General features: G+C 64.7%; 14 protein-coding genes. 7 read left to right on the top strand and 7 right to left on the bottom strand.

All coding sequences use genetic code 11. The features are described from left to right. Positions 1-26: 26 nt before the first annotated feature. The gene (locus DEA8626_RS05035; protein ID WP_108851944.1) at positions 27-1,286 is read right to left on the bottom strand and encodes a urate hydroxylase PuuD; all 1,260 of its coding nucleotides are present in this window, start codon (positions 1,284-1,286) and stop codon (positions 27-29) included. A 105-nt stretch (positions 1,287-1,391) separates the two neighbouring features. On the opposite strand from DEA8626_RS05035, the gene DEA8626_RS05030 reads away from it, so the two are divergent. The 4 genes from DEA8626_RS05030 (at position 1,392) to DEA8626_RS05015 (ending at position 5,792) form a co-directional block, all read left to right on the top strand. Then, the gene (locus tag DEA8626_RS05030) at positions 1,392-2,297 is read left to right on the top strand and encodes a LysR family transcriptional regulator (protein WP_108851943.1); all 906 of its coding nucleotides are present in this window, start codon (positions 1,392-1,394) and stop codon (positions 2,295-2,297) included. A gap of 108 nt (positions 2,298-2,405) precedes the next feature. After that, positions 2,406-3,821, top strand: coding sequence for an allantoinase PuuE (gene puuE, locus DEA8626_RS05025; protein WP_108851942.1), 1,416 nt, complete (start codon positions 2,406-2,408; stop codon positions 3,819-3,821). Then, the gene (locus tag DEA8626_RS05020; protein WP_108851941.1) at positions 3,818-4,315 is read left to right on the top strand and encodes an ureidoglycolate lyase; all 498 of its coding nucleotides are present in this window, start codon (positions 3,818-3,820) and stop codon (positions 4,313-4,315) included. The genes puuE and DEA8626_RS05020 overlap by 4 nt, the downstream gene beginning before the upstream one ends. 52 nt (positions 4,316-4,367) lie before the next feature. Next, a complete protein-coding gene (locus DEA8626_RS05015; protein WP_108851940.1) occupies positions 4,368-5,792 on the top strand; it encodes a uracil-xanthine permease family protein in 1,425 nt (474 codons plus the stop codon). Between the two features lie 115 nt (positions 5,793-5,907). Here the strand turns inward: DEA8626_RS05015 and bhcD are convergent, their stop codons facing one another. The 4 genes from bhcD to bhcA form a co-directional block, all read right to left on the bottom strand. Next, the gene (gene bhcD, locus DEA8626_RS05010; RefSeq protein ID WP_108851939.1) at positions 5,908-6,867 is read right to left on the bottom strand and encodes an iminosuccinate reductase BhcD; all 960 of its coding nucleotides are present in this window, start codon (positions 6,865-6,867) and stop codon (positions 5,908-5,910) included. 90 nt (positions 6,868-6,957) lie between these two features. Next, the gene (gene bhcC / locus DEA8626_RS05005) at positions 6,958-8,121 is read right to left on the bottom strand and encodes a 3-hydroxy-D-aspartate aldolase BhcC (RefSeq protein WP_108851938.1); all 1,164 of its coding nucleotides are present in this window, start codon (positions 8,119-8,121) and stop codon (positions 6,958-6,960) included. A gap of 10 nt (positions 8,122-8,131) precedes the next feature. Then, positions 8,132-9,100, bottom strand: a complete 969-nt coding sequence (gene bhcB, locus DEA8626_RS05000; protein WP_219929165.1) for a beta-hydroxyaspartate dehydratase BhcB — start codon at positions 9,098-9,100, stop codon at positions 8,132-8,134. 1 nt (position 9,101) lies between these two features. Beyond that, positions 9,102-10,289, bottom strand: coding sequence for an L-aspartate--glyoxylate aminotransferase BhcA (gene bhcA, locus DEA8626_RS04995; protein WP_108851937.1), 1,188 nt, complete (start codon positions 10,287-10,289; stop codon positions 9,102-9,104). 196 nt (positions 10,290-10,485) lie between these two features. Between bhcA and bhcR the strand changes: the two genes are divergently transcribed. Beyond that, a complete protein-coding gene (gene bhcR, locus DEA8626_RS04990) occupies positions 10,486-11,304 on the top strand; it encodes an HTH-type transcriptional regulator BhcR (protein ID WP_108851936.1) in 819 nt (272 codons plus the stop codon). Here the strand turns inward: bhcR and DEA8626_RS04985 are convergent, their stop codons facing one another. Further along, positions 11,305-12,147, bottom strand: a complete 843-nt coding sequence (locus DEA8626_RS04985; RefSeq protein ID WP_108851935.1) for a bifunctional allantoicase/(S)-ureidoglycine aminohydrolase — start codon at positions 12,145-12,147, stop codon at positions 11,305-11,307. 237 nt (positions 12,148-12,384) lie between these two features. On the opposite strand from DEA8626_RS04985, the gene aroQ reads away from it, so the two are divergent. Further along, positions 12,385-12,822: a type II 3-dehydroquinate dehydratase gene (aroQ, locus tag DEA8626_RS04980; protein WP_219929164.1), complete on the top strand. Its 438-nt coding sequence runs from the start codon at positions 12,385-12,387 to the stop codon at positions 12,820-12,822. 56 nt (positions 12,823-12,878) lie between these two features. On the opposite strand, the gene DEA8626_RS04975 is transcribed toward aroQ, so the two are convergent. After that, entirely contained in the window at positions 12,879-13,919 is a 1,041-nt protein-coding gene (locus DEA8626_RS04975) for a DUF475 domain-containing protein (RefSeq protein ID WP_108851933.1), read from the bottom strand. Between the two features lie 238 nt (positions 13,920-14,157). Here DEA8626_RS04975 and DEA8626_RS20990 point away from each other — a divergent pair, with 238 nt between their 5' ends. Beyond that, the gene (locus DEA8626_RS20990) at positions 14,158-14,307 is read left to right on the top strand and encodes a hypothetical protein (RefSeq protein WP_181366360.1); all 150 of its coding nucleotides are present in this window, start codon (positions 14,158-14,160) and stop codon (positions 14,305-14,307) included. The last annotated feature ends 20 nt before the right edge of the window (positions 14,308-14,327 follow it).

Genomic DNA, 14,327 nt, shown 5'->3' with positions numbered 1-14,327 from the left:
ACCCGGCAATCGCCTCACCTTCCGCCTCATTCGGCGGCGAGGCGCAGTGGCAGCGCGCCAGCGGCATTGCGGTACCAGCGGATGACGGCCTGCCGTTCGGCCGTTTCCATGAACGACACGTTGGCGGGCGGCATCGCATCCGTCACACCCGCCTGAATGTAGATCTCACGCGCCGCCCGCGCGATGTCGGCGGGCGTTTCCAAAAGGATGTTCTTCGGCGCCCGGTGGACGCCCTCGTAGAAGGGCTCGCGCGCGTGGCACATCGCGCACCGCCCCGGCACGATGCCCAGCACCTCGTCAAAGCCCTCGGCCTCCGCGAAAACCTGCTCCGAGGTCGTGAGCGCCCGCGCTTCGGACTCCTCGACCGTGTCCTGCATCAAAGGCGCAGTCGAAAGCCACATGATGCCGATGAAAAGGATGACGGTCGCCAGCCACGTCCAGGTCGGATTTCCCGCCCGCGCATGCATCGTGTTGAAGTAGTGCCGGATCGTCACGCCCATCAGGAAGACAAGGGCCGCGATCACCCAGTTGTACTCGGTCGCGAACGCCAGCGGAGAGTGGTTCGACAGCATCAGGAACACGACCGGCAAGGTCAGGTAGTTGTTGTGCGTCGATCTCAGCTTGGCGATCTTGCCGTATTTTGGGTCGGGCGTCCGCCCCGCCTTGAGGTCGTCGACCACGATCTTCTGGTTCGGGATGATGATGAAGAACACGTTCGCCGTCATGATCGTCGCCGTGAAGGCGCCGAGATGCAGCATCACCGCGCGGCCGGTGAAGATCTGGTTGTAGCCCCAGCCCATCGCGACGAGGAGCACGAAGAGCAAGAGCATCAGGAGCGTCGGCTGCTCGCCCAGCCCCGACTTGCAGAGAAAGTCGTAGACCAGCCAGCCCACGGTCAGCGAGGCGGCCGAGATCAGAATGCCCTGCCAGAGCGCGAGATCGGCCTTGGCGGCATCGATGAGGTATAACTCGCCCCCGACCCAGTAGACGATCATCAAAAGCGCCGCGCCCGACAGCCAGGTCGAATAGCTCTCCCATTTGAACCATGTCAGGTGGTCGGGCATGTGCTCGGGCGCCACGAGGTATTTCTGGATGTGGTAGAAGCCGCCGCCGTGGACCTGCCATTCCTCGCCATGCGCGCCGACCGGCAGGTGCGGCACTTTCCTCAGGCCAAGATCGAGCGCGACGAAGTAGAAGGACGACCCGATCCAGGCGATGGCGGTGATCACATGCAGCCAGCGCACCGCAAAACCCAGCCAGTCCCACATGATGGCGATGTCTTGCATCCGGTCCTCCTTCGGCACTCTGGACACGACCCTAGCCTATGGGGCTATTATCCTGTAATCGACAAAAAACCCCAGCTGCTTCAAAAAAAGCCTAAGAATTCGGACATGGCCTATCTCGACAACGTGCGCACCTTCGTCCGGGTCTACGAACTCGGCAACATGTCCGCCGCCGCGCGCGACATGCGGATATCGGCCGCCGTCGCCTCCTCGCGCATCTCGCAGCTCGAGGCGCATCTGAACGTGCGGCTGTTCCAGCGGACGACGCGGGTGCTCAATCCGACCGAACAGGGGCACCTCTTCTACCAGGGCGCGCTCAAGATCCTCGAATCGGTGGACGAGGCCGAGGCCGAGATTTCGAATGTCACCGAAAACCCCAAGGGCACGCTCTATGTCGCCGCACCGCTTGGCCTCGGCCAGCGGCTGGTGGCCCCCGCCGCGCCGGCGTTCCGCGAAAGCTACCCGCTCATCAACATCCGGCTGAGGCTTTCGGACCGCAAGCTCGACCTCGCCGCCGAGGGGCTCGACGCGATGTTCTTCCTCGGCCTGCCCGAGGATTCGACGCTGCGCATCCGCAAGATCGCCGATTGTCCGCGCGTGCTATGCGCCGCCCCGGACTACATCGCCCGCAAGGGCGAGCCGAAGAAAAGCTCGGATCTCACCGCGCAGAAGCACGACTGCCTGAACCTCCGCTACCCCGGCGCGCCGGAGTTTCAGTGGCCCTTGCAGACCCCAGACGGCATCCGCCGCGTTCCCGTCAGCGGCCCCTTCGAAAGCGATCACGGCGACGTTCTGACCAACTGGGCGCTGGCCGGGCTCGGCATCATCCTGAAGCCGGTCTTCGAAATCTCGGAGCATCTGAAATCAGGCCGCCTTGTCCCGATCCTGACCGACGAGCCGCCGGTGCCGGTGCAGATGGCCTGCCTCTACACCCACCGCCGCCGCCAGGACCCCAAGGCGCGGCTCTTCATCGACTTCGTGGTCGGGCATATCCAACGTTCGCTCAGGGCCTGATACCGCGCGAACGCACGGCAGTGGACTTGCAAGCAGCTCCTTCAGAAAAAATGCGAAAGTCAAATCCATTCACGTCGTTTACAAAGAAAACAAATCAGGAGTGTGAGCGTGAACCGTTATCCCCGTGACATGCGCGGCTACGGCGCCAACCCGCCCGACCCGAAATGGCCGGGCGGCGCGCGTATCGCGGTTCAATTCGTGCTGAATTACGAGGAAGGCGGAGAGAACTCGATCCTCCACGGCGACGCCGCCTCGGAAGCGTTCCTCTCCGACATTCCCGGCGCCGCGCAATGGCCCGGCCAGCGTCACTGGAACATGGAATCCGTCTACGAATACGGCGCACGTGCCGGGTTCTGGCGGCTCCACCGGCTCTTCACCGGAACCGGCATCCCAGTCACCATCTACGGCGTGGCGACCGCCCTCGCGCGCAGCCCCGAACAGGTCGCGGCGATGAAGGCGGCGGGCTGGGAAATCGCCAGCCACGGCCTGAAATGGGTCGAGCACAGGGACATGCCCGAGGCGGAGGAGCGCGCCGCCATCGCCGCGGCGATCCGGCTGCATACCGAAGTCACGGGCGAGTCACCGCGCGGCTGGTACACCGGCCGATGCAGCGTCAACACCGTTCGGCTCGTCGCCGAGACGGGCGCGTTCGACTACATCTCGGATACCTATGACGACGACCTGCCCTACTGGCTCGAGGTCGGGGAGCGCGACCAGCTCATCATCCCCTACACGCTTGAGGCCAACGACATGCGCTTCGCCACCTCGCCCGGCTGGATCACGGGCGAGCACTTCTTCCAGTACCTCAAGGACGCCTTCGATACCCTTTATTCCGAAGGAGAATCCGGTCGTCCCGCGATGATGTCCGTGGGTCTGCACTGCCGCCTCATCGGCCGGCCCGGCAAGATCGCCGGCCTCAAGCGCTTCGTCGACCATATCCGGGGCTTCGACGGCGTCTGGTGCCCGCGCCGCGTCGACATCGCCGAACACTGGGCCAAGACCCATCCGCCGAAACGGCGGAACCGGCCTAGCGACATGGAAAAGAATGAATTCGTAAAAGCTTATGGTGGCATCTTCGAGCATTCCCCGTGGATCGCCGAGCGCGCCCGCGACCTCGAACTCGGCCCCGCCCATGACTGCGCCGCGGGTCTCCACAACGCGCTCTGTCGCGCCTTCCGCACCGCCTCGGACGACGAACGCCTCGGCGTCCTGACCGCCCACCCCGACCTCGCCGGAAAACTCGCCGAGGCCAAGCGCCTGACGGCGGAGTCCACCAGCGAACAGGCAAGCGCCGGGCTCGACGCGCTGACCGACGCGGAACGCGCGCGGTTCACCGAGTTGAACACCGCCTACGTGGACAAGCACGGCTTTCCCTTCATCATCGCCGTCCGCGACCACGACAAGGCCTCGATCCTCGCCGCCTTCGAGCGGCGAATCGGCAACGACCGCGCGACCGAATTCGCCGAAGCCTGTGCCCAGGTCGAGCGCATCGCCGAATTCCGGCTGAAGGACGTCCTGCCGTGACGGAGCGCAGGCTCGTTCCCGCCCCGCTCACGGCGGAGGCCTTCGCGCCCTTCGGCGACGTGATCGAAGTTGCGGGCGCGCCCGACAAGCTCATCAACCAGGGGCTCTGCGGGCGCCATCACGACCGCGCCCGGCTCGACTTCGCCGATGGCCGCGCCGGGATCAGTCTCTTCGACGCTCAGGCGCGGACGTTCCCCTACGCGATCGACATGGTCGAACGTCACCCCGAGGGCAGCCAGGCCTTCGTGCCGCTCGACGGCGTGCCGTTCCTCGTCGTCGTCGCCGATGACGCGGAGGGCCGGCCAGTAAACCCGAAAGCTTTTGTCACCCGCCCCGGCCAGTCGGTCAATCTTCTGCGCGGCGTCTGGCACGGCGTGCTGGCGCCCATCGAGCGGCCGGGAAAATACATCGTCATCGACCGCATCGGCGCGGGTCCGAACCTCGAGGAACACTGGTTCGACGCGCCCTACATCGTGGAGACGGCAAAGATCTGAAACCGACGCCAAGAAGCGGTCCGCACGGAACATCGACAGGGAGGAGACCTCGATGGCTGACATCTCGATCGGAACCGCGGAACAGCTCCGCGATCCGAACTTCACACCCCCGCTCACCAAGGCGGTCCCGCTCGGCATCCAGCACGTGCTGGCCATGTTCGTCTCGAACGTCACGCCTGCGATCATCGTCGCGGGGGCGGCCGGGTTCGGCTTCGGCTCGAACTCGCCCGATTTCCCCGAAATGATCTACATGATCCAGATGTCGATGGTCTTCGCCGGCATCGCGACCTTGTTCCAGACCATCGGCGTCGGCCCGATGGGCGCGCGCCTGCCGATCGTGCAGGGCACGAGCTTTGCCTTCCTGCCGATCATGATCCCGCTCGTCGCGGGCAAGGGCGTCGACGCGATGGCGGGCCTCATGGGCGGGGTGCTGATCGGCGGCCTCTTTCAGGGCTCGCTCGGCCTCATCATCAACAAGATCCGGTTCGCGCTGCCGCCCCTGGTCACCGGCCTCATCGTCACGATGATCGGACTGGCGCTGGTGCGCGTCGGCATCCAGTACGCGGCGGGCGGCGTGCCCGCCATCGGCACGCCGGAATACGGCAGCCTGCAGAACTGGTTCGTGGCCTCCGTCGTGATCGTCGTCACACTCGGGCTGAAGTTCTTCACGCGCGGCATGATGTCGATCTCGGCGGTGCTGCTCGGTCTGATCGCGGGCTATGTCGTAGCACTCCTCATGGGGATGGTGAGCTTCGGCAACGTGGCCAATGCGGCGGTCTTCGCCCTGCCCGACCCGCTGCATTTCGGGCTCGACTTCCAGCTCGCCGCCATCGTCGGCTTCTGCTTCATGGGTGTCGTCTCGGCGATCGAGACGGTGGGCGACGTGAGCGGGATCACCAAGGGCGGGGCCAGCCGCGAAGCCACCGGCGAGGAACTCGCAGGCGCGACCTATGCCGACGGCTTCGGCTCGGCCATAGCGGGCCTCTTCGGCGGTCTGCCGAACACTTCGTTCAGCCAGAATGTCGGCTTGATCGCCATCACCGGCGTCATGAGCCGCCATGTCGTGACCTGCGGCGCGGTCTTCCTGATCGTCGCGGGGATGGTGCCGAAGGTCGGCGCCGCGATTTCGACGGTGCCGATCGAGGTCTTGGGCGGCGGGGTCATCGTGATGTTCGGCATGGTCGTGGCCGCCGGCGTCTCGATGCTCAGTGACGTGAACTGGAACCGGCGCAACATGGTGATCTTCGCCATCGCGCTTTCGATCGGCCTCGGCCTCCAGCTCGAGCCCGACGGCGTCCAGCACCTGCCCGACACGCTGAGGGTACTGATGACCAGCGGCCTCCTGCCCGCGGCGGTCATCGCCATCGTCCTCAACCTGGTCCTTCCCGACGAAATCGCCGACGAGGCGACCGACGAAGTGTCGGGCGGCATGGCCGGCCACGCCCGCGGCTCGCTGCCGAAGGACGATCACGTCTGAGCCAGCGGTCGAGGCCCACAGGCCGCCACGGAAACGCCCGGCCCTTCCAGGCCGGGCGTTCTCAGTTTCCAATTGGCAGTCGGCCGCGGAAGACGGCGTTCCGCGGGATTTGGGCTCAGACTTCGACCTCCGCCGCCACGCCCTTCTGCCCGGCCAGCCGGACGGCGGCGCTCGCGACAGCAAGGTCCTGAAGCCCGACGCCCGTGCCGTCGAAAAGCGTGATCTCGTCCGCCGATCGGCGCCCCTCGGCCAAGCCCTCGATCACCGCGCCGATGGGCGTGATGTCCTCGGCCTTGATCAGCCCGTTCGCGATGGCGTGCTGCGCCTCGCCGAGCGTGACCGACTGCGCGACCTCGTCAGTGAACACCCGCGCGCGGGCGAGGATCGCGGGGTCCACCTCCTGCTTGCCCTTCGTGTCGGTCCCCATGCAGGCCAGATGCGTGCCCGGCCCGACATGGGCATCGAGAAGCGACGCCTTGGGCGACGAGGTAATCGTGATGATCACGTCGGCCTCCGTCATGCGCTCCAGCGGCACCGCCTCGAACGGCAGGCCTATCTCGGCGGCCACCTCCCCGAGCTTCGGCAGCATCTCGGGATGAAGATTCCACGCCACGACTTTGTCGAAGTCGCGCACCTTCGCGGCAGCGCGAAGCTGGAACTGCGCCTGATGCCCCGCCCCCACCATCCCGAGCACCTTCGCGTCCGTCCGCGCGAGCCGGTCGATCGAGATGGCCGAAGCGGCAGCCGTCCTGAGCGCCGTCAGAAGGTTGCCGCCCACCAGCGCCGTCGGACGGCCCGACTCGGGGTCGAACAAGAGGACGGTCGACTGGTGGTTCGGGATGCCGCGCCCGGCATTGCCGGGAAAGTAGCCTCCGGACTTCACGCCCATCACCCCGCCCGCGCGGTCGAGCCCGGACTTGAACCCGTATTGCCGCCCCTCGCCGAGCGCCTCGCGAATGACGGGGAAGTTATAGGCCTCGCCACGCGCCATCGCGGCGAAGCACGCCTCGATGGCGGCGAAGGCGTCTTCGGTCGTGACGAGCCCCGCGATCTCGGATTCAGGGACGATGATCATGTTAAACCTTTCAAAATGGGGCGCCCGCCCTGTCGGGACGGATGCCATACGCATGCGGGACGGACGCGGGACGGAAACGGGACGCGCGGTTCAGTAGGCTCTGCCGCGCGCCGAGACCGGCCAGACGCATTCGACCTTGCCGCCCCGGACGCCGACATACCAGTCGTGAACATTCGCGGTCGGGTCGCAGTGTCCGGGCACCAGCTTCAGCTTCTCGCCGACCTTCAGGACGCCCTTCGGATCCTCGATGACGCCGTGCTCGTCCGAACACTTGATGTATTTCACGTCGTCCCGGCCGTAGATCACCGGCAGCCCGCTGTCGACCGATTGTGCCTTCAGACCCGCGTCGCAAATCGCTTTGTCTGGCTTCACGTGGCTCATCACCTGGGTGAGGATGAAGAACGCGTTCTCCCACTCGCCCTTGTCGATGCGCTTGCCGTCCTTGTCGAGGATACGGCCGTAATCGGCGTCCATGAACGCGTAGGAGCCGCACTGGAGTTCGTTGTAAACCCCTGAATTGCTTTCGAAATAGTAGGACCCTGTGCCGCCGCCCGAAACGAGTTCCGGCTCCAGCCCCGCCCTTTTCAGACCCTCTACCGCGTCCTTGACCATCACGATGGCAATGTCGAGCTTGGCTTTGCGGTCCTCGTACTTGTCGAGGTGCTGCATCGCGCCCTGATAGGCCTGGATGCCGCTGAACTTGAGCCCCGGCGCAGCGTCGACGGCCTTGGCGATCTTCACCACGTCCTCGGTCGTCGTCACCCCGCAACGCCCCGCGCCGCAGTCGATCTCGACGAAAACCTCGATCTCGGTCCCGTGCTTCTGGGCAGCCTTCGAAAGGTCGGCCACGTTGTCGATGTCATCAACACAGACGATGGTCCGCGCGCCGAGCTTCGGCAGCTGCGCCAGCCGGTCGATCTTCACCGGATCGCGCACCTGGTTCGAGACAAGAATGTCCTTGATGCCGCCCCGCGCGAAGACTTCGGCCTCGCTAACCTTTTGACAACACACGCCAATCGCGCCGCCAAGCTTTTCCTGCAGCTTGGCCACGTCGACCGACTTGTGCATCTTGCCATGCACGCGGTGGCGCATCCCATGCGCCTTGGCGTAGTCGCCCATCTTCGTGATGTTGCGTTCCAGAGCGTCGAGATCGAGCACGAGGCACGGCGTCTGGATGTCCTTCTCGTCCATGCCGGGCTTGGCCGGAATGTCGAAACCGACTTCGAGCGAATTGATGTTCACTGGTGCGTTCATTTCAGCCTCCTCAACCCTTCATCCAGGGCAGTTTGTCCAGATCCACGTTGCCGCCGGTGATGATCACGCCGACACGTTTGCCTTTGAAAACATTCGGATTCCTCAAAATGGTGGCGAGCGGTACAGCCGAGGACGGCTCCATGACGATCTTCATCCGCTTCCAGATGGTCTTCATGGCATCGACGATCTCGTCCTCCTCGGCGGTCAGGATATCAGTGACGTGGTTCCTGACGAAATGCCAGGTCAACTCCTTCAACGGCACTTTCAGCCCGTCAGCCACCGTCTCGGGCGCGTCGTCGGCGATGATATGGCCCGCCTTAAAGCTTCGTGCCGCGTCGTCCGCCTGTTTCGGCTCGGCGGCGTAAATCTTGATGTTCGGTGCGACGTTCGACAGCGTCAGACAGGTGCCCGAGATCATCCCGCCGCCGCCGATCGGCGCGATGACGGCGTCGAGCCCCTCGACCTGCTCGTTCAGCTCACGCGAACAGGTGCCCTGCCCCGCGATCACGCGGGGATCGTTGTAGGGATGGACGAATTCTGCCCCGGTCTCGGCCACGACCTCGGCGAAGACCGCCTCGCGGCTCGAGGTCGACGGCTCGCATTCCACGACGCGGCCGCCATAGCCTTTCACGGCGTCCTTCTTGGCCTGCGGCGCGGTGCGTGGCATGACGACCGTGCAGGGTATTCCTCGCCGTCCGGCCGCATACGAGAGCGAGAGGCCGTGATTGCCCGAGGAATGGGTCGCCACACCTTTCGCGGCCTGCTCCTCCGTCAGGCCGAAGACCGCGTTCGATGCACCCCGGGCCTTGAACGCGCCCGCCTTCTGGAAGCTCTCGCATTTGAAGAAGAGTTCCGCCCCCGTCAGCCCGTTCAGGTAGGTCGAGGTCAAGACAGGCGTGCGGTGGATATAGGGCCGGATGCGCTCGTGCGCGTCGAGCACGTCCCGGAACGTGGGGATATACATGGTCTGGTCTTTCATTTCACGCCGCCGCCTTCTTCGATTTGGACTCGTTGCGGTAATAGTCCTGCGCCGCCGCGACGCCAGATCCGAGCCGGATCGGCAGGCCGAGATCGGCCATCACCATCTCCGCCGTCGCGATCCCGGACAGCGTCAATACGTCGGTCAGGCTGCCGAGATGACCAATGCGGAACACCTTGCCTGCGACTTCGCCAAGTCCGGTGCCGAAGGCCACGCCGTACTTCTTCGCTGCGTGGCTCACGACGTCCGTCGCATTGAAGCCATCCGGCGTGCGGATCGCGCTGACCGTGTCGGAAAAGAGATCCGGCGAGATGGCGCAGAGCTTCAGCCCCCAGGCATCGACGGCGCGGCGGACGCCCTCGGCGATTCGGTGGTGGCGGGCGAAGACGTTGTCGAGACCCTCGGAGAGGAGCATCTGGGTCGAAAGCTTCAGCCCGTTCATGAGGCCCACCGCCGGCGTGTAGGGATAGCCGTTGGCGGCGTAGCTCTTCTCCATGTCGCGGATGTCGAAGAAGGTGCGTGGCAGCGCCGCCATTTCGCCGGCCCTCATCGCCTTCCCCGAGAAGCCGAGGATCGCGAGGCCAGCGGGCAGCATGAAGCCCTTCTGGCTGCCGGTCACGGCGATGTCGACGCCCCATTCATCCATGCGGAAGTCCATCGAAGCGATCGAGGACACGCCGTCGACGAAGAGAAGCGCAGGGTGCTTCGCCCTATCCATTGCGCGGCGCACCGCTGCGATGTCGGAGCGCACGCCGGTCGCCGTCTCGTTGTGCGTCGCCAGCACGGCCTTGATCGAGTGACCCTTATCGGCCGTCAGAATCTCCTCGTAGCGGGCGGCAGGGATGCCCTCGCCCCACCGGGCCTCCACGACCTCAACCTCGAGACCGTGGCGGCGGCACATGTCGATCCAGCGCTGCGAGAACATGCCGTTTCGCGCCGCCAGTACCTTGTCGCCGGGCGAAAGCGTGTTCGTCAGCGCGGTCTCCCACCCGCCAGTGCCGGACGCGGGGAAGATGAATACCTTCGCCGTCTCGGTCTTCAGGACTTTTCGGACCCCTTCGAGCGCCGGATGCAGGATCTCGGCGAAGAGCGGCGAACGGTGGTCCAGCGTCGGCATGTCGATTGCCTTGCGCAACACCTCGGGCATGTTTGTCGGACCGGGAATGAAGACGGGGTTCTGGAAGCTCATAGATGTGCCCTCCTGCGGCGATATCGGTCACCATACGCCTTCCCAGATGAGTCGTAAATTTTTTTGAAAACGTTTTTCATTTAGCGAGAGCCTACATTTTTATGTTTAATCTCAGTATATTGAATTTTTCACTGGCAGATATGCATTTTCATACTTAGTGAGTAATACAGGCCTTACCTGCCTCCCGAGGTGAAGAATGGCACGCGATACGCCGCGCAAGGGACGCCCCCGAAACTTTTCGGGAGATGCCTCGCAATCCACGATCCAATCGCTCGACCGCGCGTTCGACGTGCTGGAAACGCTTGCCGCCGCCAAGGGCATGACGCTGAGCGAAATCGCCCGCGCTCTCGACCAGTCCCCGGCCACTGTCTACCGCGTGCTTTCCACGCTCGAGGCACGCGGCGTAGTCGAGGCCGAAGCCGAGACGCAAGCCTGGCATGTAGGCGCAACGGCCTTCCGGCTCGGCTCGGCCTTCCTTAGGCGGAGCAGCGTCCTGGAACGCAGCCAGCCCGCGATGCGCGGCCTGATGGAAACGACCGGAGAGACCTCCAATCTCGGCATCGAGAGAAACGGCGACGTGCTGTTCGTGGCTCAGGTCGAGACGCAGGAATCGATCCGCGCCTTCTTCCCGCCCGGAACGATCTCGCCAATGCATGCCTCGGGTATCGGCAAGGCGCTTCTCAGCCGCTACGACGCCGACCAGATCACCGCGTTCCTCAAGCGCCGCGCGCTCGAACGGTTCACCGACAATACGATCGTCAACTCCGACGCGCTGATCGAAGAGATGCGCCGGACCCGCGACCGCGGCTACGCCTTCGACGACGAGGAAAAGGCCACGGGCATGCGCTGCGTGGCCGCTCCGATCATAAACGCCTGGGGAACCGCGATCGCAGGCATCTCAGTCTCCGGCCCGACGCACCGCATGTCATCCGACCAGATTGAACGCATCGGTCACCTCGTCCGGGACGCAGCCGCTAGCGTGTCGCAAAGCATCGGAGCGGCAGCGCCGGCGTGATCACCCTTTCGGCGCGCGCAGCGCGGGGAACGGCATGTGCCGGTTCACGTCCTTATAGAGCAGGTAGCGGAATGGACCGGGCCCGCCCGCGTAGCACGCCTGCGGGCAGAAGGCGCGGAGCCACATGTAGTCACCCGCCTCGACCTCGACCCAGTCCTGATTGAGACGGTAGACTGCCTTGCCTTCAAGGACGTAAAGGCCGTGCTCCATCACATGGGTTTCGGCAAAGGGAATGACCCCGCCGGGCTGGAACGTCACGATGGTGACGTGCATGTCGTGGCGCAGATCGGCCGGATCGACGAAACGCGTCGTTGCCCACGCCCCGTCGGTGTCAGGCATCGGCGTAGGCGCGACGTCGTTCTCGTTCGTGACGACCGCATCGGGCGCGTCCAGCCCCTCCACCGACCGGTAGGCCTTTCGAATCCAGTGGAACCGCGCCACACCGTCCGAGCGGTTGCGAAGCCGCCATTCCGCGCCCGGCGGGATGTAGGCGTAGCCACCTGCCTCCATCTCGTGCGTCGCGCCACCGATCGTGATCGAGACGCGTCCGTCAACGACGAACAGCACCGCCTCGACGCCCTTCTCGGTCTCGGGCCGGTCGCTGCCGCCGCCGGGCTGAACCTCGGCGACATACTGCGAAAACGTCTCGGCGAAACCCGAGAGCGGCCGTGACAGGATCCAGAACCGCGCGCCCTCCCAGAACGGCAGGAAGCTTGTGACGATATCGCTCATCGTGCCCTTGGGGATCACCGCATAGGCGTCGGTGAACATCGCCCGGTCGGTCAGAAGCTGCGTCTGCGGCGGCAGACCGCCCTCGGGGGCGTAGTAGGTGCGCTTCGTCATCGCTTGAGTTTCCTGGCCGGTCCAAGTCCCGACCATGAAACTCCGCCGCGCCGACGGTGCCAACCCAATTCGCGTACGGGATTCTCTGAAGGATTGACTTGGCTATTTTGACAATCGGCCGGCGCGGCGGCGCGGCAACAGCCATTCCGCTTCGAGGGCGGGCCGCGCCAGGGGCGTTGCGGGCCGCCTGCCTTTCGCCCATGATCGCGCGACCTTTGCGACCTCATGAGCCCCACAATGCAGACGATCCTCGTTCTGAACGGACCGAATCTCAACCTTCTCGGCCAGCGCGAACCCGCGATCTACGGGTCCGAGACTCTCGCCGATGTCGAGGCGCTCTGCGCTGAGACCGCGAAAGCGGATGGGTTCGCCGTCACGTGCCGGCAGTCGAACCGGGAATACGAGCTCATCGACTGGATCCAGGCCGCGCGGGTCGAGGCGGCCGCGATTGTCATCAATCCCGGCGCGTTCAGCCACACCTCGATCGCGATCCTAGACGCGCTCGGCGCCTTCGAGGGGCCGGTGATCGAGGTCCATATCTCCAACATCCACCGGCGGGAGGCGTTCCGCCACCATTCCTATGTCTCTTCCCGTGCCGATGCGGTGATCGCGGGGGCCGGTGTGCAGGGCTACGCCTTCGCCGTGCAGCGCGCCGCGCGGCTTCTGGCGGGCTGAGCCGCGGACACGCGGGCGACCGACGAGCCGGGGCAAGATGCCGCCAAGTCGACTCCTCAGGCGGAGCGGTGACGACGGTTGTGCAGGATCGAGGAGACCAGCGCGAGGCCGATGAAGGTCGCGCCCAGCACCCCAGTGACAAGTTCGGGGATATGCCAGAGCGTCTGGGCGAACATGATCCCCGAAAGGACGAGGATCGAATAGAATGCCCCGTGCTCGAGATAGCGGAACTCGGCCAGCGTCTTGCGTTCCACGAGCATGATCGTCATCGAACGCACGTACATCGCCCCGATGCCGAGGCCGATCGCGATGAGGAAGAGGTTGTGCGTCAGCGCGAAGGCACCGATCACGCCGTCGAAACTGAACGAGGCGTCGAGCACTTCGAGATAGAGGAAAGCACCAAGCCCGCCACGGGCGACCGCGCCCACCGCTTGCTGTCGCGAATCGAGGATGTGGCCCAGCACTTCGACACCAAGGAAGGTCAGCAGGCCTCCGATCGCGGCGAACAGGAAGCGCCCGCTTTCATGGCCCGGTATGACTGCTGCAAAGATCAGAATGACGGCGAGGACGAATGCAATCTCGAGCCCGCGAACCGAGGCGCAGCGCCTGAGCTGACATTCGAGCGACCGGATCCAGTCGACCTCCTTGCCCTCGTCGATGAAGTAGGTGAGCGCGACCATCATCAGGAAGGTTCCGCCGAAGGCCGCGATAGATACATGCGCATCCGCGATAATCCGCGCGTATTCGTTCGGGCGCAGCGCGGCGAGACTTATGGCCTCGAGTGGGCCGATCCGCGCGGCCGCCACCACGATGAGCAGCGGAAAGACGATCCGCATCCCGAAGACCGCGATGATGATGCCCCAGGTCAGGAACCGGTGCTGCCAGACCGGATCCATCTCCTTGAGTTTGTTCGCGTTCACGATGGCGTTGTCGAATGACAGCGAAATCTCGAGAACCGCGAGCACCACGCCGATCAGGAAGAAACTGAGCGCCCCGCCGAGGCTGTTGGAGTACCCCCACCCGAGCCAGAACGCCACCACCAGTCCAAGAGCCGTGAAGAGGAAGGCCCAGCGGAAATAGTGGAGGGCGGTGGTCATGCTGTGCACGCTTTCCTACTGGCGGGACCGGGCCCAGGATACTCAAGCTAGTGGGCGCGACATAATGCCCGCACCCGCAATCCACAAGGCCGAGCTCCTACGCCCGCCAGATCTTCACGGCGGAGTTGTGCCGCAAACACAATGCGCCGCGGAATGATCCGCGAATTGCCCGGACTGTGCCCCATTCGCGCCCGGATTGAACGCAATGGTGCCAACCAGACCAGTTACGGAGCAACCAATGCATTTTCTGACTCAGATTTCGTTCGATGAGATTGCTGCGAGCCTGCTGGCCTGCCTTCTTCTGAGAGAACTGATGATCCTCGGCCTGCCCGACAGCGTCGCCGGTCCCGGCGGCTGGCTTGTCGATACCGGCGAAGAGGAAGGCTGAAGCGCGTTCCAAGGGGCCCG

Origin of the sequence: Defluviimonas aquaemixtae (genome assembly GCF_900302475.1) — a bacterium.
Classification (GTDB): domain Bacteria; phylum Pseudomonadota; class Alphaproteobacteria; order Rhodobacterales; family Rhodobacteraceae; genus Albidovulum; species Albidovulum aquaemixtae.
This window is presented reverse-complemented; position numbering and strand designations above follow the sequence as displayed.

Bases quoted from the DNA above. Each gene is read 5' to 3' on its own strand.
- DEA8626_RS05035 (WP_108851944.1), bottom strand. From the start codon at position 1,286: ATGCAAGACATCGCCATCATGTGGGACTGGCTGGGTTTTGCGGTGCGC.
- DEA8626_RS05030 (WP_108851943.1), top strand. From the start codon at position 1,392: ATGGCCTATCTCGACAACGTGCGCACCTTCGTCCGGGTCTACGAACTC.
- DEA8626_RS05015 (WP_108851940.1), top strand. From the start codon at position 4,368: ATGGCTGACATCTCGATCGGAACCGCGGAACAGCTCCGCGATCCGAAC.
- bhcD (WP_108851939.1), bottom strand. From the start codon at position 6,867: ATGATCATCGTCCCTGAATCCGAGATCGCGGGGCTCGTCACGACCGAA.
- bhcC (WP_108851938.1), bottom strand. From the start codon at position 8,121: ATGAACGCACCAGTGAACATCAATTCGCTCGAAGTCGGTTTCGACATT.
- bhcB (WP_219929165.1), bottom strand. From the start codon at position 9,100: ATGAAAGACCAGACCATGTATATCCCCACGTTCCGGGACGTGCTCGAC.
- bhcA (WP_108851937.1), bottom strand. From the start codon at position 10,289: ATGAGCTTCCAGAACCCCGTCTTCATTCCCGGTCCGACAAACATGCCC.
- bhcR (WP_108851936.1), top strand. From the start codon at position 10,486: ATGGCACGCGATACGCCGCGCAAGGGACGCCCCCGAAACTTTTCGGGA.
- DEA8626_RS04985 (WP_108851935.1), bottom strand. From the start codon at position 12,147: ATGACGAAGCGCACCTACTACGCCCCCGAGGGCGGTCTGCCGCCGCAG.
- aroQ (WP_219929164.1), top strand. From the start codon at position 12,385: ATGCAGACGATCCTCGTTCTGAACGGACCGAATCTCAACCTTCTCGGC.
- DEA8626_RS04975 (WP_108851933.1), bottom strand. From the start codon at position 13,919: ATGACCACCGCCCTCCACTATTTCCGCTGGGCCTTCCTCTTCACGGCT.
- DEA8626_RS20990 (WP_181366360.1), top strand. From the start codon at position 14,158: ATGCATTTTCTGACTCAGATTTCGTTCGATGAGATTGCTGCGAGCCTG.